This window comes from Roseateles sp. YR242, assembly GCF_900109745.1.
Lineage (GTDB): Bacteria > Pseudomonadota > Gammaproteobacteria > Burkholderiales > Burkholderiaceae_C > Roseateles.
This window is the reverse complement of the sequence record NZ_FOAV01000004.1, coordinates 311,928-331,465: the sequence shown is the minus strand read 5'-3', so window position 1 is coordinate 331,465 and position 19,538 is coordinate 311,928. Positions and strand designations below refer to the sequence as shown.

Here is a 19,538-nt window from a genome sequence, read left to right as displayed (position 1 = left end):
CCCGGGCTCGCCTTTCACCCCGTCAGGCGGGAAACGCGCGGGCCAACAAGGTATCTGCCGGTAACGCGGACACGTCCAGCGCCCCCACCACGCCCCCCCAGCCTGCGGCGGTGTCAGGCCCCCACCGTGTGGCGATGAAGGCGTCCGCCACGACGGTGGGCGCGCGTTCACGCAGCAGCGCGGCCTGGGCCAGCAGCACCAGGTTCATGGCCAGCCGGCGGCCCTGCCCTTCCAGCGTCTCGGGTGGCAGGCCCGTCATGCGGCGCAGGTCGGCCAGCGCACGGCGCAGCACCGGGTCATCACGGCTGATGGCGGCCAGTTCCTCCAGCAAGGCATGGAAGGCCTGCGGGTCCCGGGCCACCGCACGCATCACGTCCAGGCACATCACATTGCCCGAACCCTCCCAGATCGAGTTCACTGGCGCCTCCCGATACAGGCGCCCCATGATGCCGTCGTTGATGTAGCCATTGCCGCCCAACACCTCCATGGCCTCGCCGCTCAGCGCCACCGTGCGCTTGCAGACCCAGAACTTGGCGGCCGGCGTCACCAGCCGCATCCAGGTGCGCTCGCGCGGGTCGTCCTGGTGTTCGAAGGCCTGCGCCAGTCGCAGGCTCAATTGCAGGGAGGCCTCGCTCTCCAGCGCCAGGTCCACCAGCACTGCACGCATCAAGGGATGCGCCACCAGCGGCTTGCCAAAGGCCCTGCGGTGGCGCGCGTAATGCAACGCCTGCACCAGCGCCTGGCGCTGCATGCCGGCACTGCCCACCACGCAGTTGAGCCGGGTGTAGGTGGCCATTTCGATGATGGTGGGGATGCCACGGCCCTCCTCCCCCATCAGCACCCCATACGCATCCTGGAACTCCACCTCGGCACTGCTGTTGCTGCGGTTGCCCACCTTGTCCTTGAGCCGCTGGATCATCACCGTGTTGCGGCTGCCGTCCGGCCGCCATCGCGGCACAAAGAAGCAGCCGGGCGCACCGTCCGGCGTCTTGGCCACCACCAGGTGCGCATCGCTCATGGGTGCGGAAAAGAACCACTTGTGGCCGGTGAGACGGTATTCCTGGCCCCGACCACCCGCGCCCACCGGCTCCGCCCGGGTGGTGTTGGCCCGCACATCGGAACCGCCCTGCTTCTCGGTCATACCCATGCCAACGAGCAGGCTCATCTTGGACGGCATGGGCAGGTCGCGCGGGTCATGATCGGTGCTGTAGAGACCCGTGTGCAACGCGCTCCAGAGGCCAGGCTCGCGTTGCAGCACCGGGATGCTGGCCTGTGTCATGGTGGGCGGGCACAAGCTGCCGGCCTCCACCTGCCCATGCAGGTAGAAGCCCGCAGCCCAGGCGGACCAGCGGCCGCGGCGTTGGTCCCGCCAGGGCATGGCAATCAGGTCGGCATGCCGGTACATCGCCAGCAGCTCATGCCAGCCGGGGTCGACATCAACCTCATCCACGCGCCGGCCGCGCTTGTCAAAGCGTTCCAGTGCCGGGGTCAGTCGATTGACGCGTTCGGCCAGCGCGAAGGTCTCGGCCCGGCCCAATTGCCAGGCATAGTCCGACAGCCCCGGCTCAAAGGCGGCTGCTCCTGCGTGTCGCAGCCCATCCTTGAGCGCCTGATCCGTCTCCAGCAGCGAGTAATCCACCAGTTCATCGACCTGGTTGCTGATCTCGTGCGTCGCCCACGCTGGGGTGCCGGTCATGGGAGCCTCCTTGCCTGCGTGACGCCTGGCGCGGTCTCACGTCTCGGGCCAGTATAGGAAACCTCGGCTCGCGTGCGTTTGCAGAGGTCCCCAGGCGCATCATGCCGGCACGACCGGCCGCGGGTTTATTGCGCCGGCGTCGGCCGCTGCTGGCACCAGGCTGCCGCGCCGTCACCCGCCACCACACCGCTGGCCATGGCGGCCGTCAGCAGGTAGCCGCCGGTCGGCGCTTCCCAATCCAGCATTTCACCGGCCACGAACACGCCGGGGCGGGTTCGCAGCATCAGCGTCGGGTCCAGGGACTCCAGGCGCACACCACCGGCCGTGCTGATGACTTCCGCTACCGGCCGCGCCGCCACCAGCCGCAACGGCAGCGCCTTGAGGGTGCGGGCCAGGGTAGCGACATCCCCGTATTGCTGCTTGTCCAGCACCTCGTGCACCAGTGCCGCCTTGAGCCCATCCAGGTTCAGCCGGCTCTTGAGGTGCGAGGACATCGAGCGCGAACCCCGCGGGTAGGCCACCTGTTCGGCCACCCAGGCCGCCTCGCGGCCGGGAAACAGATCCAGATGGATCAGCGCTTCACCGTGCTGCTCGATGATGTCGCGCAACAGGCCGGACGCCGCGTAGACCAGCGAACCTTCGATGCCGGTGGTCGTCACCACGAACTCGCCCTGGCGGGCAAACGAACGGCCGTCCGGCGCGCTCACCTGCAGCGCCACCGGCTTGAGCGGCTGCCCGGCGAATTTCTCGACGAAAAACGGGGTCCAGCCCGCCGTCGTTTCCCCTTCGCGGCGCAGACCCAGGTCAAAACCGCAATTGGCCGGGCGCAGCGCACGGACGTCCGCGCCGGCAGCGCTCAGGTGCGGCACCCACTGGCCGTCCGAGCCCAGTTGCGGCCAGGAGGCCCCACCCAGGGCCAGCACCACGGCGTCCGCTTCCCAGGTGGTTTCCCCTTCGGGGCTCTGGAATCGGCAGGCACCGGTGTCGGTCCATCCCAGCCAGCGATGCCGCATGTGCAGGCGCACGCCCTGCCCACGCAGGCGCTGCAGCCACGCGCGCAGCAGTGGTGCGGCCTTCAGGTTGCTCGGGAAGACACGGCCGGAGGTGCCAACGAAGGTCTCCACGCCCAGCTCGGCCGCCCAGCGGCGGAGCGCTTCCCCGTCAAATCGGTCCAGCCACGGCGCGACATCGGCCTGGCGCTCGAAGTAACGCTCATCAAAGCGGGGCCGGGCTTCGGAATGCGTGAGGTTCAGGCCGCCCTTGCCGGCCAGCAGGAACTTGCGGCCGACGGTGGCCATGGCGTCGAAAAGATCGACCGCCACGCCGGCTCGGGCCAGCCGTTCGGCGGCCATCAGGCCGGCAGGGCCACCACCGATGATCAGCGCGCGCCGCTGCGGCGCTGCCGGCGCGGCCGGAAGGGAAGAAGAGGAAGAGGAGGAAGACACGGAGGAGGCGTTCTGATCGGGCATGTTGGACCCGGCGCTGCACCACATGAACAACAGACGCCGGGTCGGCAGTGTGCCAGATCAGGCTGCCGGCCTGCCCTTGACCTCATCAGCTGTCCGCATCAGCTGCCCCAAATGAACTGACCGTATCAGCTCTCTCGGAGCGCCTGGCGCAGCTTGGCACCAATCTCCGGCCTGTCCTTGAACGGGTCGGTCGGGTTGCGCCGCTGCATCACATCCTCCAGCCGCGTCTGCACGCCCTGCAGGGCCTGCGGGTGGCTGAAGATGTAGAAACGGTCCTCCTCCATGGCCTCGAAGACCAGCCGGGCCACGTCCGCGGCGGTCAGCTTGCCCGAGGAGACGGCCTTGTCCGTCTGGGCCTGCGAGATGAGCTGGCTGCGGGTGGGCTTGTCCGCACCCAGTGCGTCGGGCCGGTTGCGCTGGCTTTGCGTGATGCCGGTGGGCACGAAGAACGGGCACAGCACCGAGCAGCGCACCTGGTCGGTCACCAGCGACAGGTCCTGGTAGAGCGTCTCGCTCAGCGACACCACCGCATGCTTGGAGACGTTGTAGACACCCATGTTGGGCGGATTGAGCATGCCCGCCATGGAGGAGGTGTTCACGATGTGCCCCTGCCAGGCCGGGTCCGCCTTGGCCGCTTCCAGCATCATCGGCGTGAACAGGCGCACACCGTGCACCACCCCCATCAGGTTGACGCCCAGCACCCAGTCCCAGTCATTCAGGCTGTTTTCCCAGATCAGGCCGCCCGAGCCCACCCCTGCGTTGTTGAACACGAAGTGAGGCGCGCCAAAACGTTCCCGCACGGCGGCGGCCAGCGCCTCCATCTGGTCGGCCTTGGCCACGTCCACCTGGCGCGCCAGTACCGGGTGCGCCGCGAACTCTGTAGCCGCGCGGTCCAGCGCATCCTGCTGCACGTCACACAGCACCAGATTCATGCCGCGAGCAGCGGCGATGCGCGCCACCTCCAGGCCGAACCCGGAGCCCGCGCCGGTGATGACGGCGGTCTTGCCCTGATAGTCCTTCATGCGCGTGTCTCCTCTTTTCTCAGCGTGTATCGGATACGGGGGAAGTGCACATGGACACGGCCGGCGCGTTCGTCCTCACGCGCCAGGGTCACGGTGTGGGTGTCCAGGCCGACCAGCAGGCCGGCAACTGCATCGCGGGCGTAGTCACTTGGGGCGACCGTGACTGGGTCACCCAGGTTGAAGCCCAGGCCAGGCGTCACCCGCGCGGAGGCGGGTGTACTCGCTTGGGCGTGGGCAATGGCCTCGGTGCTGTCCAGCTTGCCCGTTCGCTCACCGTGGCCCAAGGCGGCCACGCGTTCCATCCAGGCTTTGAGGGCGGTGTGAGGAGAGAGGATCTCCGCCATGGGGCCCGCACGGCTGACGAACCACAGCGGGTGATAGACGCTCACATCCGCGATGCTGGGCTCATTGCCCAGCAGCCAGGGGCGGCCGTCCTGCAGCATGGCATCCAGGCACTGCAGATGGCTGGTCAATGCGGCGGTGGCATCCGGCCCGTTGGGGCGCGGCACACCTTCGGACATGGCGCGGCGGTCCGCTGCAAAGGCCTTCAGCGCTTCGGGCGGGGCCCCTGCAAACACGGCCTTGGCGCCTTCGGGCTGCATCGCGTAAGGCAAGGCGGTCCAGAACAGGTCGCTGTCGGCCCACTGCGCCAGCAGCCGGGCCTGGCCGGCCACGGCGCCGGGATACAGGCTGGGCATGGGCTGGCGACGTTCCAGCACATCGGCGATCAGGGCGGTGTCGCAATAGATGTCGGCACCGATCTGCAGGAAGGGGGTGCGGCGGTAGCCACCCGTCAAGGCCACGACATCCGGCTTGGGCAGGATCATCGGCACGGTGACCGATTGCCAGGCCAGGCCCTTGAGGCCGAACATCAACCGCGTCTTCTCCGCGAATGGCGAGCTCGCATAGTGATGCAGGATCAAATCACTCACAGCTGTCTCCTGTGTGTTGTCAGGACCGGCCCCGGTCTTTCTCGCAGGGGTCCCGTCCGGGAAGGATGTCTGCGGCCAGCGCCTGGCAACTCAGCCGGCGGCCTCGCGGCGCATGTCCACGTGCGGGATGCCGTCCTCGTCGTAGACCTCGGAGATCGGTTGAAAGCCGAAGCTGCCGTAGAAAGCCCGCAGGTGCGCCTGAGCGCCCAGCTCGATGGGTGCGCCGGGCCACAGCCGTTCGCAGCCCGCCAGCGCCTGGCGCATCAGCTCGCGGCCCATGCCCGTGCCGCGTGCGGCGGGCGCGATGATCACGCGGCCGATGCGGGCCACCTTGCTCTGGTGGCCGTCGTGGTTGCCGGGGCTGTCACCACTACCGTGAGCAGCGCCGGGCGCCAGCAGGCGCGCATACGCCAGCAGCGCACCGCCCTCGTCCAGCGCCTGCAAATGCCAGGCCTCTTCGTCCAGTCCGTCCGGGTCCAGGTAGGCGCACCGCTGCTCCACCACGAACACTTCGGAGCGCAGCTTCATCAGGCGGTACAGGCTGCGAGGTGTCAGCGCGTCCAGAACCTCGCAGCGCCAGGACAGTGCCACCATCAGATCAGCTTGACCAGTTGCTTGCCGAAGTTGCGGCCCTTGAGCAGGCCCAGGAAGGCGTCCGGTGCGCTGGCCAAGCCTTCTGCCACCGACTCCCGGAACTTGAGCTTGCCGGTGGCCACCAGGGTACCCAGCTCCTTCAGCGCCTCCGGCCACACGTCCATGTGCTCGGAGACGATGAAGCCTTCGATCTTCATGCGGTTGATCAGGATCAGCTGTGGCGCCGCCAAGGGGATGGGTTCGCCGTTGTAGCCCGCAATCATGCCGCACATGGCCACGCGGCTGAAGGCGTTGGCACGCAGCATCACCGCATCCAGGATCATGCCGCCGACGTTTTCGAAGTAGCCGTCGATGCCCTTGGGGCATTCGGCCTTCAGCGCCGCCGCCAGGGACTTCACGTCCTTGTGCTGTTTGTAGTCGATGCAGGCATCAAAGCCCAGCTCCTCCACCACATACCGGCACTTCTCGGCGCCACCGGCCAGGCCCACCGCCCGAGCACCGCGCACCTTGGCCAATTGGCCGACTGCGCCGCCCACGGCACCGCTGGCCGCGCTCACCACCACCGTCTCACCGGCCTGGGGGTTGATGATCTTCACCAGGCCGTACCAGCCCGTCACGCCGGGCATGCCCACAGCCCCCAGGTAGGCGGACAACGGCACATGCGTGGTGTCGACCTTCTGCAGCACACCGCGCTGGTTGGCATCCACCAGTTGGTATTCCTGCCAGCCGCCCATGCCCACCACCTTGTCGCCCACGGCGAAGTGGCTGTTCTTCGACACCACCACCTCGCCGACGGTGCCGCCGATCATCACCTGGTTCAGGGGCTGCGGGTCCGCATAGCTCTTGCTCTCGCTCATGCGGCCACGCATGTAGGGGTCGAGGCTCAGGTAATGGTTGCGCACCAGCACCTGGCCGTCCGCGACCTCCGGCAGCGGGGTCTCCACCAGCTTGAAGTTCTCGGCGCTGGGTTCACCGGCAGGGCGCGAAGCCAGCTGGATCTGGCGGTTGGTCTGGGTCATGGGAGGCTCCTCGTTGGTCATCGCCGCCGGCCGGCTCACCAGGTGTCCGGCTGGCAGATCACGGCAATTGAACCACGCCGTGCGCCGGAGCAAACGTCCCTTGGGTGACAAAAAAAGAACGACCGTTCGTTTCCCGGATCGAGCACTCCCGGGGGCGCCGCAGGCGCAGGCGATGCGCGCTCAGTCGCCCTCCATGACGCTCGCCCTCGGTGGCGATTGCTCAGTGACTCTCGGGCCCGTCCGTACGTTGCAGCGCCTTCAGGCTACGCCCTCGGCCCGGCAGCGCTTTCAGGTATTTGAAGGTGCCGGTGGCATGGGCGCAGAGCTTGCCGTCCTCGCCATAAACCGAGCCGTCGCAGAACGCCATGGTGGTGGAGCGGTGCAACAGGCGGCCGACGGCGCGCAGCCCCCCCTCGCCGGGCCGCATGAAGCTGGTCTTCATCTCCACCGTCACCACGCCGGGGCCCCAGCCGGGCTGGTCCCGGTGGATGCTGCGCGCGGCGTGGGCCATGGCCACATCCAGCAGGGTCATGAGCACGCCGCCGTGGGCAACCTCCCAGGAATTCAGATGCAGCTCGCGGATGGCCAGGCTCAGTTCCGCTTCGCCATCGTCAAGCCGCACGAGTTCAAAGCCCAGTTGCTGGACGAAGGGGATGTGCACGGGGAACTGCAGGGTGTCGCTCATGGTCGGGAGGATACCGCTCAGGCGCCGTGCACGGCGGACACCCCACCGTCCACGGCCAGCACCTGCCCGGTGATGTGCTTGCCGGCCCGGCTGGCGAAGAGCAGCGCGGCGCCCTTGAGGTCGTCGTCGTCGCCGATGCGGCGCAGCGGGGCGTGCGAGGCCAGTTTGTCCTCGCCGATGGTGGCCATCAGGCCCTTGGTCATCTTGCTGGGGAAGAAGCCAGGCGCGAGGGCATTCACGGTGATGCCGTACTCGCCCCATTCGCCCGCCAGTGCGCGGGTGAAGTTCACCGCCGCGCCCTTGCTGGTGTTGTAGGCAATGGTCTTCATGACACCAGTGTTGCCGCCCAGCCCGGCGATGGACGCCACGTTGATGATGCGGCCATGGCGGCGCGGGATCATGCTCTGGCGGGCGGCCTCCTGGCTCATCACGAACAGGCTGCGGATGTTCAGGCCCATCACCTTGTCCCAGGCCTCGACCGGGTGGTCTTCGGCGGGTGCGCCCCAGGTGGCACCGGCGTTGTTCACCAGGATGTCGATCTGGCCGAGCCGTTCCACGGTCTGGCTCACGATGCTGCGGGCCTGGGCCTCGTCGGAAGCGTCAGCGGCGATCCAGGCGGCCTCGATGCCACGGGCCTTCAGGTGGGCCACGGCCTCCTCCAGGTCGGCTGCCTTGCGCGAGCTCAGCATGATGCTGGCGCCCGCTTCTCCCAGTGCCTCCGCGATCTGCAGGCCCAGGCCGCGAGAGCCGCCCGTCACCAGGGCCACCTGGCCGTGCAGGTCAAACAGTTGCTGTACTTTGGTGCTCATGGGGGTCTCCTCTTGGTTCCTCTTGGTTCATCTGTCTCGGGTCAGAACCAGCGGTCCTGCATCTCGCGGGTCAGCGGCTCGCGGCGTTCCACCACCGACAGCCAACCTGGAATCTTGGGCACTTCATAAGCGAAGAAGTAGCGTTGCGCGGCGCGTTTGCCATGGGCCGCATCATCGTCCCGGCCTTGCACCGCCAGCGCCACATCCAGCCAGATCCAGGCCAGCACGGTGTGGCCGAAGGCCTGCAGGTAGGGCGTGGCATTGGCCAGCGCCTCTTCCGGATCGCCGGTCGCCCAGGCCTTCTTCGTGGCGGCGCCCACGGCGCCCAGCGCACCGGCCAACGCGTTAGCCGCCGCGGACAGTTCTGGGACCTGGGCCGCAGCTTGCACGGTTTCGTTGATGCGGTTGGCCAGGGCCAGCAGGGCTCGGCCGCCGTCCATCACCACCTTGCGGCCCAGCAGGTCCAGCGCCTGAATGCCATGGGTGCCTTCGTGGATCATGTTGAGGCGGTTGTCCCGCCAGTACTGCTCCACCGGGAAGTCACGGGTGTAGCCATAGCCGCCCAGCACCTGGATGGCCAGCGAATTCGCCTCCAGGCACCACTCGCTGGGCCAGCTTTTCGCGATGGGTGTCAGTACTTCCAGCAGCAGCTTGGCCTGAGCGGCGGCTTCCGGCGTCCCGGTGGCCTGCTCATCCACCAGCTGGGCGCAATACAGCGCCAGCGCCAGTCCGCCTTCCACATAGCTCTTTTGCGCCAGCAGCATCCGCTTCACGTCGGCATGCTCGATGATCAGCCGCTGCGGCTGTGCGGCGTCCTTGCCTGCGGCCGTCACGGGGCGGCCTTGCGGCCGTTGCCGCGCGTAGGCAAGACTTGCCTCATAACCGGCAAAGCCCAGCATCACCGCACCCAGCCCGACGCCGATGCGCGCCTCGTTCATCATGTGGAACATGCAGCGCAGCCCCTCCCCCGGCGCACCCACGCGGTAGCCGATCGCCCCAGCGCGTCCATCCGGCTTGAAGCGACCCTCGCCGAAGTTCAGCAGGCAGTTGGTGGTACCGCGATAGCCCAGCTTGTGATTCAGGCCCGCCAGGGTCACGTCGTTGCGTTCCCCGGTCAGTTGCCCATGGGCGTTCACCAGATGCTTGGGGACGATGAACAGCGAGATCCCCTTGGTCCCGGGCAAGGGCTTGCCATCGGGCCCAGGGATCTTTGCCAGCACCAGATGCACGATGTTCTCGGTGATGTCGTGCTCACCGCCGGAGATCCACATCTTGTGGCCGGTCAGCCGATATCGCGGCCCGAGCACGTCCGCCTCGAACGCCTCGCCGTCAGGCTCCGCCCGTGTTGACACGTCCGACAGCGACGACCCGGCCTGCGGCTCCGACAGGCACATCGTGCCGAACCACCGCCCGCTGAACTCGTTCATGGCAAACACGTCCCGTTGCGCGGGCGTGCCATGCGTCATCAGCAGGTTCGCATTGCCGTAGGTCAGCATGGCATAACCCCCGAGCGCCACGCTGGCCTTGCTGAAGAACGCATTTGCCGCCATCTTCACGGTCAACGGCAGCTGCATGCCGCCGATCTCGTAGTCCTGGGCGGCGGCCAGCATGCCGGAACCAACGTAGGCGGCCAGGGCCTCGTGGGTCGCCTGAGGCAGATGCACACGTTCACCGTCGAAATGGGGCTCCTCGGTGTCCACCAGGCGATTGACCGGCGCGAACTTCTCCCGTGCGATCTTTTCGCAAGTGTCCAGCACGGCATCGAAGGTCTCACGCGAATGCTCGGAGAAACGCTCGCGCTGCGTCAGCCCTTGCACCTTCAACCAGTCGTACAACAGGAAATCGAGCGTTTGACGCATGTCGGTCTACCTTGGGGCAACTCGCTCCGCCGGGGCTGAAGGCGGTGGGGGGCGGTGGGCGCGACGCGCGGTTCGACCGCGCCATCGCAGGACTGAGTCAAAGGACTTCGAACACCCCGGCAGCACCCATGCCCCCGCCGATGCACATCGTCACGCACACGCGCTTTGCGCCCCGGCGTTTGCCCTCGATCAACGCGTGCCCGGTCAGCCGCTGCCCGGACACCCCATACGGATGCCCCAGCGCAATCGCCCCGCCGTTCACATTCAGTCGATCCATCGGAATCCCCAGCGTGTCGGCGCAATACAGCACCTGCACCGCGAAGGCCTCGTTGAGTTCCCACAGGTCGATGTCCGACACCTTCAGCCCGAGCCGCTTCAGCACCTTGGGCACGGCAAATACCGGCCCGATGCCCATCTCGTCGGGCTCGCAACCGGCCACGGCAAACCCCAGGAAGCGCCCCAGCGGCTGGAGGCCCCTGCGCTGCGCATACGCCTCACTGACGATGGCGCAGGCACCCGCGCCGTCGCTGAACTGGCTGGCATTGCCGGCCGTCACCACCCCACCCGGCACGGCGGTGCGGATATCCCGGATGCTTTCGTAGGTCGTACCCACGCGCAGGCCTTCGTCGATGCTCACCGTGGCTTCCTGCGTCACCATGCCGCGCACCTTGTCGGCCACGCCACGCACCACGGTGATCGGGGCGATCTCGGCGTTGAACAAACCTTCGGCCTGGGCCGCGCAGGCCTTCTGCTGGCTGCCCGCACCGTACTGGTCCATCCGCTCCTTCGGGATCTTGTAGCGCTGCGCCACGTTCTCGGCGGTTTGCAGCATCGACCAATAGATCTCCGGCTTGTTCTGCGAGAGCCAGCTCTCATGCAGCATGTGGCGGTTGGCCTCGTTCTGCACACAGGAGATGCTTTCCACCCCGCCGGCCACATACACATCGCCCTCGCCCGCGATGATCCGCTGCGCCGCGGTCGCGATCGTCTGCAGCCCGCTGGAACAAAAGCGGTTCACCGTCACGCCCGCCACCGTCACCGGCAGCCCCGCGCGCAGCGCGATCTGGCGCGCGATGTTGCTGCCCGTGGCGCCTTCCGGCGTCGCGCAGCCCATCAACACATCCTCGATCTCTCCGGGCTCCACGCCCGCGCGCTCCACGGCCGCGCGCACCACGTGCCCGCCCAGCGTCGCGCCATGCGTCATGTTGAAGGAGCCCTTCCAGCTCTTGGCCAGCGGCGTGCGGGCCGTCGAAACAATCAGTGCCTTGCTCATTACCTTGCTCCTTCGCGTCTTATTCGGTGAAGCCCTTGCCCTGCTCGGCCAGGCGCGCCAGCAACGGCGCTGGCTCCCAGAACTTTCCGTCGTCCAGCGGGTTGCGCCCAAAGCGCTTCATCGTCTGCACCACGTTGTACAGGCCCACCGTGTCGGCGTAGCACATCGGGCCACCGCGCCACAGCGGGAAACCGTAGCCGGTCAGGTAGACCATGTCGATGTCCGAGGCCCGCAGCGCAATGCCCTCGTCCACGATGCGTGCGCCCTCGTTCACCAGCGCAAACACCAGCCGCTGCACGATCTCCTCGTCGCTGATCTTGCGCGAGGTGATGCCCAGCGTCGCGCGATGCATGTCGATCATCTGCAGCACGGTCTTGGACGGAATCGCATCGCGCTTGCCCGGCTGGTAGTCGTACCAGCCCGCACCGGTCTTCTGGCCAAAACGTCCCATCTCGCACAGGAGGTCGGCCGTCTTCGAATAACGCAGGTCCGGTTTCTCCAGGTAGCGGCGCTTGCGGATGTACCAGCCCACATCGTTGCCGGCGAGATCGCCCATGCGGAAGGGCCCCATCGCGAAACCGAAGCGCTCTACCGCCTTGTCCACCTGCTGCGGGGTGCAGCCCTCTTCCAGCAGGAAGCCCGCCTGGCGGCTGTACTGCTCGATCATCCGGTTGCCGATGAAGCCGTCACACACGCCCGACACCACACAGGTCTTGCGGATCTTCTTGCCCAGTGCCATCACCGTGGCCAGCACGTCCTTGGCCGTGGCCGCGCTGCGCACCACCTCCAGCAGCTTCATCACATTGGCCGGGCTGAAGAAGTGGGTGCCAATCACATCCTGAGGACGCTTGGTGAAACTGGCGATCTTGTTCACGTCCAGCGTGGACGTGTTGCTGGCCAGGATCGCGCCGGGCTTCATGACCTCGTCCAGCCGGCGGAACACCTGCTCCTTGACGCCGATATCCTCGAACACGGCCTCGATGACCAGATCGGCGTCGCCGATCTCGGAATAACTCAGCGTGCCCTGCAGCAGCGCCATCCGCTGGGCGTATTTGTCTTCCTTGAGCTTGCCCTTCTTGATCTGCGCTTCATAGTTCTTGCGGATGGTCTCGATGCCACGGTCCAGCGCCTCGACCTTCATTTCCAGCAAGATGACGGGGATGCCGGCATTCAGGAAATTCATCGCGATGCCACCGCCCATGGTGCCCGCACCGATGATGGCCACCTTGTTGATGGGGCGCAGCGGCGTGTCCTCCGGCACATCGGGAATCTTGGCAGCCGCACGCTCGGCGAAGAACGCATGCCGCAAGGCCTTGGACTCCGGCGTCAGCATCAGCTGGGCAAAGGCGTCTCGCTCCGCCTTCATGCCGTCTTCGAACTTCTGGCTCACGGCCGCAGCCACCGCATCCACGCACTGCAGCGGCGCGGGGAAGTTCTTGCTCATCGCCTGCACGGTATTGCGAGCGAACTGGAAGTAGCCCTGGGCCTCCGGATGCTGGGCCTTCAGGTCCCGCACACGCGGCAGCGGGCGCTGGTCCGCCACCTCCATCGCAAAGGCCACCGCGCCGTCGATCAGGTCCCCTTGGACGATCTTCTGGAACAGCACCTGGCCCGGCACCTGGGCCAGCAGTTCGCTGTTGACCGGCTCGCCGGTCACGATCATGTTCAGCGCCGGTTCCACGCCCAGCGCCCGGGGCAGCCGCTGTGTGCCACCGGCGCCCGGCAGCAGGCCCAGCTTCACTTCCGGCAGGGCCACCTTGGTGCCGGGCGCCGCCACGCGGTAGTGACAACCCAGCGCCAGCTCCAGGCCACCGCCCATGCAGACGCTGTGGATCGCGGCCACCACCGGCTTGCTGCAGGATTCCACCCGGTTGATCAGAGACAGCAGATTGGGCTCCGCCAGTGCCTTGGGCGACCCGAACTCCCGGATGTCGGCCCCACCGGAGAAGGCCTTGCCGGCCCCGGTGATCACCACCGCCTTCACGGCCGGGTCGTTCTCGGCCTGCTCGATGCCTTCCGCCGCAGCCTTGCGCGTGGCATGGCCAAGGCCGTTGACCGGCGGGTTGTTCAACGTGATCACGGCCACCGAGCCGCGAACTTCGTAACTGGCACTCATGCTTGTTCCTTCCAGTACTGGTGAGAGGCCTCGCGCTGGCCCCGGGCTTTGTCAGGCCTTGTCTCGAGCAGGGATGAGCGCGAAAAGAACGATCGTTCGATTCTAGGCAGTGCCGCACGCCCTGTGATGTCCCTGCGGCGACAAACGCACGCAGCATGCTGATCGCGGAACTTTGACGGAACTTGTCCAACCTGTGCGCGCACGAAAGGGCTTGCCTAGCTGCGGGAGCGTTTCATGTGGTGTTGTCGGCCCGCAAGACATTCAAACGCGGAGGCTGCAGTGGAGCCGGAGATCCGGATGGCGCTGCTTCCGGAGAGCCGGCGGCCGCGACTCTCGGGTCATCGCGACGAGCGCCCTGCAGGAACGAGCAGCACTCTCCTGGACATCCGCAACCTGACCGCAGCAGCGCTACGTGACTGGACGGATGCCGAGATCGCCCGTGCGGGTGCTTCCCTGCAGCAATTGATCCTGCCTGACGCCTGCGACGCGCGCACGGTTCAGCGCTGGTTACACGCTTGCCCCAATCTGCAGGACGTGACCGCCTGTGATATCCAGGAAGATGGCTGCGCGATCTACGCTCAGCAACTCCAACGCCTGCGCTGGTTTCGGACGGAGCCGCCAGGACCCAGCCAGCTCATCCTGGGGCTGGGCACGCGCATGGTGATCCCGGCCTGGCTCGTGACCGGGCCGCGTATGTATCAGCTGGACCAATGGGTTCAGGGACGCTCCCCCATGCCAGAGCTCAACACCGAGGTATGGAAGCTACTCATCAGGGGGGTAGCGCCTCTGATCGAGGAACCCGCTTCCCGTCACAGGCAGGGCATTGTGCTCGGTGTCAAACAGCGCCAGGCCGTGGTCGAGCTCCTGCGTGCCGCGCCCCAGGAGTTGCTATCCGGCCCGAACGCGCACAACCATCGTGCCGTACTCGCCCGGCTGCAGCGCGGCACGGGCGCCTGGGAAGTCGGCTACGCGGAGTTTCTAAACTTCCTGCAGCCAACACTCAGGGCCTGCTGGGAAGCCCTCACCAAGAGGGACGAGGGGCGCTCAGTCTGGGTGCGGAAATCAGCGTCCGACCTTCAATCGCTGGCGACCTTGCGCCGGTGGATGTGGCGAGCGGCTGCGGGTAAGAGCGCGGAGATACATCAACGGATAGCGGACGACCGACATGCCTGGGCACGGGCGCATGCGCCCTTCCAGCTTGACCCCATTCCCGAAGCGCCCCAGCCTGGCCCGTCCAATGCCCCGCCGGCACGCGGCCCGAGGGAGGACAGCACATCCTCCTCGCTGTTCCGCCTTGGCGCATGGCCCATCGGCAGCACAGGGCGCTCCAGTGACACCTACCCGTGAGCTGTTGGCCAGATGGAGCGGGAGTGATGCACTGGTTTCTTAACGACCGCGCGAGCGATCGAACTGCGTCGGTGCGAAGCCGCTCTTGTCGTCCGCCTCGTCGTAAGACGTGGGCACAAACCCGGCGCTCGCTTGCGGCGCCCGTGGCGCCAGTGCCACCACCTGCGTGGCCAGCGGCGAAGCCCCCCGAGGCTCCAGCGGCGGGCCCAGCGTGTCCGGTGGGCTCACCGTATTGGCAGCGCGGCGTCGCACCCGTTCCGCGATGATGCGCAGCTCCCCCAGCTCCAGCTGCAGCTGTTCGATCTGGCGGCGGGCCTGGCTGTTCTGCTGGTTCAGCAGATCGCGGGAGGCCTTCAATTGCTCGATCAACCGGCGGGCCTTGCCCAGCCGGGTGTTCCACCACCAGCTCACGCCCGCACCAGCCGCCACCAAGCCAGCGGCGGCGCTTGCGGCGATCATCCATGTGTGCCCGATGTCCATGTCTCGCTCCTTATATACAGCTGGTGCGAGTCAATGTAGCCCTCGGTCATCAGGCTGTAACGCAGAGCACCCACCCGGAACAGGGGAGCCGCTTCGCGGATTCACCCACAGGGGAAGCAATTTGTCACAGCTGACTGTCCCCAATTCAAACCTCCAGCCACTCCTTGCGAACATAGGCGTTGGCCTTCAATTCCGCCGGTGTGCCCTCGAAAACGATGCGGCCGTGACCCATTACGTAGCAGCGTTCGGAGATCTCCAGCGCGATGGCCAGCTTCTGCTCCACCAGCAGCACCGACACCCCGCGCCGCTTGAGTTCCTTCAGGTACTCCGCCACCAGCTCCACGATCTTGGGCGCCAGGCCCTCGGTCGGCTCGTCGATCATGATCAGGTCCGGATCGCCCATCAGCGTGCGGCACAGCGTGAGCATCTGCTGCTCGCCGCCGGAGAGCACGCCGGCCTCGGTATGCTGGCGTTCCTTCAGCCGGGGGAACATCCCGTACATGTCCGCGAAGTCCCAGCGCTGCCCCTTGGCTGCGGCACCGGATTTCTGCCCCAGCAGCAGGTTCTGGTGCACGGTGAGCTTGGGGAAGATGTCCCGGTTTTCCGGCACATAACCGATGCCCTCATGGGCGATCTCGTAAGCCTTCATCCCGAGCAGGGCGCGGCTGCCCCACTGGATGGTGCCCGTGCCCTCCACCTGGCCCATGATGGCCTTCACGGTGGTGGAGCGGCCGGAGCCGTTACGCCCGAGCAGACTGACGATCTCGCCAGGCCGCACCTCCAGGGTCACGCCATGCAGCACATGGCTCTTGCCGTAGAAGGCGTGCAGGTTCTCAAGCTTCAACATCCGGATCTCCATCGGACTTCATCATCGGGTGGCCATCAGCGGACCCACGTCAGGCCGCGGCGCCCTGCGCCTGCGCCTCGGCCAACACCGAGCCCAGGTAGGCCTCCTGCACACGCGGGTTGGCACGCACGGCCTCCGGCGTGTCGAAGGCGATGACCTCCCCATACACCAGCACGGCGATCTTGTCGGCCAGGCCGAAGACCACGCCCATGTCGTGCTCCACCGTCAGCAGCGTGCGGCCTTCGGTCACTTGCCGGATCAACTGGATGAACCGCCTGGTTTCGCTCTTGCTCATGCCCGCGGTGGGTTCGTCCAGCAGGATGACCTTGGCGCCACCGGCGATGGTGAGCCCGATCTCCAGCGCTCGGGCTTCGGCGTAGGTGAGGTTCATCGCCGGCACGTCACGCTTCTTGTCCAGGTGCAGCATCTCCAGCAGTTCGTCGGCACGGTCGTTCAGCTCGTCCAGGCCAGCCAGGAATTTCCAGAACGCGTAGCGATGGCCCATGGACCACAGCAATGCGCAGCGGATGTTCTCGAACACCGACAGCCGCGTGAACAGGTTGGAGACCTGGAAGCTGCGCGCCAGGCCGCGCCGGTTGATCTGGTGCGGCGGCAACGAGTCGATGCGTTCGCCAAAGAGGCGAATCTCGCCGCTGCTGGCGGCGAACCGGCCGCTGATGAGGTTGAACAGCGTGGACTTGCCGGCGCCGTTGGGGCCGATGATGGCCACCCGCTCGCCGGGCCGCACCGCCAGCTCCGCGCCACGGATGATCTCGCTCTTGCCAAAGCTCTTGCGCACGGCGCGCAGCTCCAGTGCATAGGGAATCTGCGGACCGGGCGCCGGGGTGGCGGCAGGCGGGTGGGGGGATGTCTGGCTCATGGAGAGGTCCTTGCCGTCTTCACAGGCTTTCCCTGCGTTTGATTTCCTTCTCGATCTCTTCCTGCGCCTGGTCCCACTCGCGGCGGAACTGGCGCCGGGCCAGCTCGAACAACGCCACGCCGGTCACCAGCACAAAGCCGGCACCGAACCAGGCGTCCAGGCCCTTGGCGTTGAGCGACATGCCCAGGTAGCGCATCTGCGGCCCGAGCGCCTCGTTGAGCTGCAGGTGGTAGAGCATCTCCACCATGGCGGAGCCGCCCAGCAGCGCCGTCAGCCCGGTAAGTGCGAGTGCCAGGTAGGAGGTCCACAGCGGCCGCAGCTTGCCAAAGGCGGCCACCCGCAGGTTCATCATGACCAGCGAGGCGAAACCGCCGGGCGCATACATCACCATGAACAGGAAGGTCAGGCCCAGATAGAGCAGCCAGGCCTTGGTCAGCTCGGACAGCAGCACCAGTGCCACCACCATCAGCACCGCACCGATGATGGGCCCGAAGAAGAAGGTGGCGCCGCCCAGGAAGGTGAACAGCAGATAGGCGCCGGAGCGCGCCGCACCCACCACCTCGGCCGTCACGATCTCGAAGTTCAGCGCCGAGAGGCCTCCGGACACACCCGCGAAGAACCCGGCAATCAGAAAAGCCAGGAAGCGCACCCACTGTGTGTCGTAGCCGATGAACTGCACCCGTTCCGGGTTGTCGCGCACGGCGTTGAGCATGCGGCCCAGCGGCGTGCGGGTGAAGGCGAACATCAGCCCTGTGCAGACGAAGCAGTAGACGGCGATCAGGTAGTACACCTGCACCTGCGGTCCGAAGCTGATGCCCAGCACCGGCTGGCCGACCACCCGGTTGCCGGAGATGCCGCCCTCGCCGCCGAAGAACTCCGGCAGCATCAGGGACATCGACCAGATCAGTTCGCCCAGGCCCAGCGTGATCATCGCGAACGGTGTGCCCGACTTCTTGGTGGACACATAACCGAACAGTGCGGCAAAGCCCAGCCCGCCCACGCCGCCGACAAGCGGCACCAGACTGACCGGCAGGTTCAGCTGGCCGGCGCTCACCGCATTCAGTGTGTGGATAGCGAGGTAGCCACCCAGCCCGCTGTAGACCGCGTGGCCGAAGCTCAGCATGCCGCCCTGGCCCAGCAGCATGTTGTAGGACAGGCAGGCAATGATGGCGATGCCGATCTGGGACAGCATGGTCTGCGCCAGGCTGCTGGTCCACAGCAGGGGTGCCACCAGCAGGGCCGCCGCATACAGGCCCCAGACGAGCCAGCGGCCGACGTTATGGGGTTTGAAGTGATAACTCTCGCCGCGCGGCACGCGGCCGCGTCGATGGGCGTGGGGGGTGGCGCCGGTGGACCCCGCCGGGGGGGACTGGCCGGTGACACTGTTGGAGGATGGGGGGGAAATCACGGCCGACATCGTCAGTCCTCCCGGTTGCCCAGCAGGCCCTTGGGCCGGAAGATCAGGATCAGCACCATCAGCAGGTAGGGCAGGATGGGCGCCACCTGGGCGAGCGTGAGCTTGAGCAGCGGATAACCGAAGGTCTGGGGTGTGGCGTTGAAGAGGCCGGCCAGGGAGACGTCCACGGTCAGTGGCAGGGTCTGCAGCAGGCCGATCAGCAGCGAGGCCACGAATGCGCCGGCCAGCGAGCCGACGCCCCCGATCACCACCACCACGAAGATGATGGACCCGACGATCACGGCCATGGACGGTTCGGTCACGAAGGTGATGCCACCGATGACACCGGCCAGCGCGGCCAGGGCGCAGCCGCTGCCGAACACCAGCATGAACACCCGGGGCACGTTGTGGCCCAGGGACTCCACCATTTCCGGGTGGGTCAATGCGGCCTGGATGACCAGCCCGATGCGTGTGCGGGTGAGCAGCAGCCACAGGGCCACCAGCATGGCCAGGGCCACCAGCATCATGAAGGCGCGGGTCAGCGGGAACTTGGAGCAACTGGCGGCGGCGCACAGGGCTGGCGCGGCTTCGCCCCACACCCATTGCAGCGCCTGGCCTGGCGCATGCACCAGCGTGAAGGCGGCGCCTTGCAGTGATGGGGGTGGTGAGAACGGCAAGGCGCTACGGCCCCACACCAACTGCACCAATTCCAGGGCCACGTAGGACAGCCCGAAGGTGATCAACAACTCGGCCACATGGCCGAACTTGTGCACGCGCCGCAGCGCAGCGCGCTCGAACAGGGCGCCCAGCAGGCCTACGGCCAAGGGTGCCACCAGCAGCGCTGGCCAGAACCCGATCCAGCCGGACACGCTATAGGCCACATAGGCTCCTAGCATGTAGAAGCTGGCGTGGGCAAAGTTCAGCACGCCCATCATGCTGAAGATCAGGGTCAGCCCTGAGCTGAGCATGAACAGGAGCAATCCTGAGGACAGCCCGTTCAGCAGATTGATCAGTATTTGTTGCACGACATCACCTGAAACCCCTCGTCATTTTTCGCCCCGCCCCAGACTCGTCAAACAGCCACCACGCAGACCCCAAAACGGATCCCAGTCGA

Annotated in this window: 17 protein-coding genes; 1 reads left to right on the top strand and 16 read right to left on the bottom strand. The window is 66.7% G+C overall.

Annotated elements, in window-relative coordinates; translation table 11 throughout:
• Positions 1–22 precede the first annotated feature (22 nt).
• From BMY53_RS11030 to BMY53_RS10980, 11 genes are all read right to left on the bottom strand, one after another.
• Entirely contained in the window at positions 23–1,696 is a 1,674-nt protein-coding gene (locus BMY53_RS11030; RefSeq protein ID WP_092946452.1) for an acyl-CoA dehydrogenase family protein, read from the bottom strand.
• 125 nt (positions 1,697–1,821) lie between these two features.
• Positions 1,822–3,165, bottom strand: coding sequence for a BaiN/RdsA family NAD(P)/FAD-dependent oxidoreductase (locus BMY53_RS11025; protein WP_177200827.1), 1,344 nt, complete (start codon positions 3,163–3,165; stop codon positions 1,822–1,824).
• 125 nt (positions 3,166–3,290) lie between these two features.
• Positions 3,291–4,187 (bottom strand): SDR family oxidoreductase, encoded by an 897-nt coding sequence (locus BMY53_RS11020; RefSeq protein ID WP_092946450.1) that lies wholly within the window; start codon positions 4,185–4,187, stop codon positions 3,291–3,293.
• Entirely contained in the window at positions 4,184–5,119 is a 936-nt protein-coding gene (locus tag BMY53_RS11015) for a glutathione S-transferase family protein (protein WP_092946448.1), read from the bottom strand. Before BMY53_RS11015 ends, BMY53_RS11020 begins: the two co-directional genes overlap by 4 nt.
• 90 nt (positions 5,120–5,209) lie before the next feature.
• Positions 5,210–5,713, bottom strand: a complete 504-nt coding sequence (locus tag BMY53_RS11010; RefSeq protein WP_092946446.1) for a GNAT family N-acetyltransferase — start codon at positions 5,711–5,713, stop codon at positions 5,210–5,212.
• Entirely contained in the window at positions 5,713–6,732 is a 1,020-nt protein-coding gene (locus BMY53_RS11005) for an NADP-dependent oxidoreductase (RefSeq protein WP_092946444.1), read from the bottom strand. Before BMY53_RS11005 ends, BMY53_RS11010 begins: the two co-directional genes overlap by 1 nt.
• Before the next feature lie 220 nt (positions 6,733–6,952).
• Positions 6,953–7,417 (bottom strand): PaaI family thioesterase, encoded by a 465-nt coding sequence (locus BMY53_RS11000; RefSeq protein WP_092946442.1) that lies wholly within the window; start codon positions 7,415–7,417, stop codon positions 6,953–6,955.
• Positions 7,418–7,434: 17 nt separating this feature from the next.
• Complete coding sequence (locus BMY53_RS10995; RefSeq protein ID WP_092946440.1) at positions 7,435–8,226, bottom strand: SDR family oxidoreductase; 792 nt, start codon at positions 8,224–8,226, stop codon at positions 7,435–7,437.
• Positions 8,227–8,267: 41 nt separating this feature from the next.
• Complete coding sequence (locus BMY53_RS10990; protein WP_092946438.1) at positions 8,268–10,085, bottom strand: acyl-CoA dehydrogenase family protein; 1,818 nt, start codon at positions 10,083–10,085, stop codon at positions 8,268–8,270.
• Between the two features lie 97 nt (positions 10,086–10,182).
• Positions 10,183–11,358 carry an acetyl-CoA C-acyltransferase gene (locus tag BMY53_RS10985; protein ID WP_092946436.1) on the bottom strand — a complete coding sequence of 392 codons (1,176 nt, stop codon included), beginning with the start codon at positions 11,356–11,358 and terminating at the stop codon, positions 10,183–10,185.
• A 19-nt stretch (positions 11,359–11,377) separates the two neighbouring features.
• Positions 11,378–13,474 carry a 3-hydroxyacyl-CoA dehydrogenase NAD-binding domain-containing protein gene (locus BMY53_RS10980; RefSeq protein WP_092946434.1) on the bottom strand — a complete coding sequence of 699 codons (2,097 nt, stop codon included), beginning with the start codon at positions 13,472–13,474 and terminating at the stop codon, positions 11,378–11,380.
• A gap of 297 nt (positions 13,475–13,771) precedes the next feature.
• Between BMY53_RS10980 and BMY53_RS10975 the strand changes: the two genes are divergently transcribed.
• A complete protein-coding gene (locus tag BMY53_RS10975) occupies positions 13,772–14,821 on the top strand; it encodes a hypothetical protein (protein ID WP_143074027.1) in 1,050 nt (349 codons plus the stop codon).
• Positions 14,822–14,860: 39 nt separating this feature from the next.
• On the opposite strand, the gene BMY53_RS10970 is transcribed toward BMY53_RS10975, so the two are convergent.
• The 5 genes from BMY53_RS10970 to BMY53_RS10950 all read right to left on the bottom strand — a co-directional run bounded on the left by BMY53_RS10970 (position 14,861) and on the right by BMY53_RS10950 (position 19,392).
• The gene (locus tag BMY53_RS10970) at positions 14,861–15,301 is read right to left on the bottom strand and encodes a hypothetical protein (protein WP_092946430.1); all 441 of its coding nucleotides are present in this window, start codon (positions 15,299–15,301) and stop codon (positions 14,861–14,863) included.
• Positions 15,302–15,446: 145 nt separating this feature from the next.
• A complete protein-coding gene (locus BMY53_RS10965) occupies positions 15,447–16,148 on the bottom strand; it encodes an ABC transporter ATP-binding protein (protein ID WP_092946592.1) in 702 nt (233 codons plus the stop codon).
• Positions 16,149–16,197: 49 nt separating this feature from the next.
• Positions 16,198–17,028 carry an ABC transporter ATP-binding protein gene (locus BMY53_RS10960; protein WP_092946428.1) on the bottom strand — a complete coding sequence of 277 codons (831 nt, stop codon included), beginning with the start codon at positions 17,026–17,028 and terminating at the stop codon, positions 16,198–16,200.
• A gap of 19 nt (positions 17,029–17,047) precedes the next feature.
• The gene (locus BMY53_RS10955) at positions 17,048–18,445 is read right to left on the bottom strand and encodes a branched-chain amino acid ABC transporter permease (protein ID WP_092946426.1); all 1,398 of its coding nucleotides are present in this window, start codon (positions 18,443–18,445) and stop codon (positions 17,048–17,050) included.
• Positions 18,446–18,447: 2 nt separating this feature from the next.
• Positions 18,448–19,392, bottom strand: a complete 945-nt coding sequence (locus tag BMY53_RS10950; protein WP_404947869.1) for a branched-chain amino acid ABC transporter permease — start codon at positions 19,390–19,392, stop codon at positions 18,448–18,450.
• Between the last annotated feature and the right edge of the window lie 146 nt (positions 19,393–19,538).

Bases quoted from the DNA above. Each gene is read 5' to 3' on its own strand.
- BMY53_RS11025 (WP_177200827.1), bottom strand. From the start codon at position 3,165: ATGCCCGATCAGAACGCCTCCTCCGTGTCTTCCTCCTCTTCCTCTTCT.
- BMY53_RS10985 (WP_092946436.1), bottom strand. From the start codon at position 11,358: ATGAGCAAGGCACTGATTGTTTCGACGGCCCGCACGCCGCTGGCCAAG.
- BMY53_RS11020 (WP_092946450.1), bottom strand. From the start codon at position 4,187: ATGAAGGACTATCAGGGCAAGACCGCCGTCATCACCGGCGCGGGCTCC.
- BMY53_RS10965 (WP_092946592.1), bottom strand. From the start codon at position 16,148: ATGTTGAAGCTTGAGAACCTGCACGCCTTCTACGGCAAGAGCCATGTG.
- BMY53_RS11000 (WP_092946442.1), bottom strand. From the start codon at position 7,417: ATGAGCGACACCCTGCAGTTCCCCGTGCACATCCCCTTCGTCCAGCAA.
- BMY53_RS10975 (WP_143074027.1), top strand. From the start codon at position 13,772: ATGGCGCTGCTTCCGGAGAGCCGGCGGCCGCGACTCTCGGGTCATCGC.
- BMY53_RS10970 (WP_092946430.1), bottom strand. From the start codon at position 15,301: ATGGACATCGGGCACACATGGATGATCGCCGCAAGCGCCGCCGCTGGC.
- BMY53_RS11010 (WP_092946446.1), bottom strand. From the start codon at position 5,713: ATGGTGGCACTGTCCTGGCGCTGCGAGGTTCTGGACGCGCTGACACCT.
- BMY53_RS11005 (WP_092946444.1), bottom strand. From the start codon at position 6,732: ATGACCCAGACCAACCGCCAGATCCAGCTGGCTTCGCGCCCTGCCGGT.
- BMY53_RS10950 (WP_404947869.1), bottom strand. From the start codon at position 19,392: ATGCTCAGCTCAGGGCTGACCCTGATCTTCAGCATGATGGGCGTGCTG.
- BMY53_RS10995 (WP_092946440.1), bottom strand. From the start codon at position 8,226: ATGAGCACCAAAGTACAGCAACTGTTTGACCTGCACGGCCAGGTGGCC.
- BMY53_RS10960 (WP_092946428.1), bottom strand. From the start codon at position 17,028: ATGAGCCAGACATCCCCCCACCCGCCTGCCGCCACCCCGGCGCCCGGT.
- BMY53_RS10955 (WP_092946426.1), bottom strand. From the start codon at position 18,445: ATGTCGGCCGTGATTTCCCCCCCATCCTCCAACAGTGTCACCGGCCAG.
- BMY53_RS11030 (WP_092946452.1), bottom strand. From the start codon at position 1,696: ATGACCGGCACCCCAGCGTGGGCGACGCACGAGATCAGCAACCAGGTC.
- BMY53_RS10980 (WP_092946434.1), bottom strand. From the start codon at position 13,474: ATGAGTGCCAGTTACGAAGTTCGCGGCTCGGTGGCCGTGATCACGTTG.
- BMY53_RS10990 (WP_092946438.1), bottom strand. From the start codon at position 10,085: ATGCGTCAAACGCTCGATTTCCTGTTGTACGACTGGTTGAAGGTGCAA.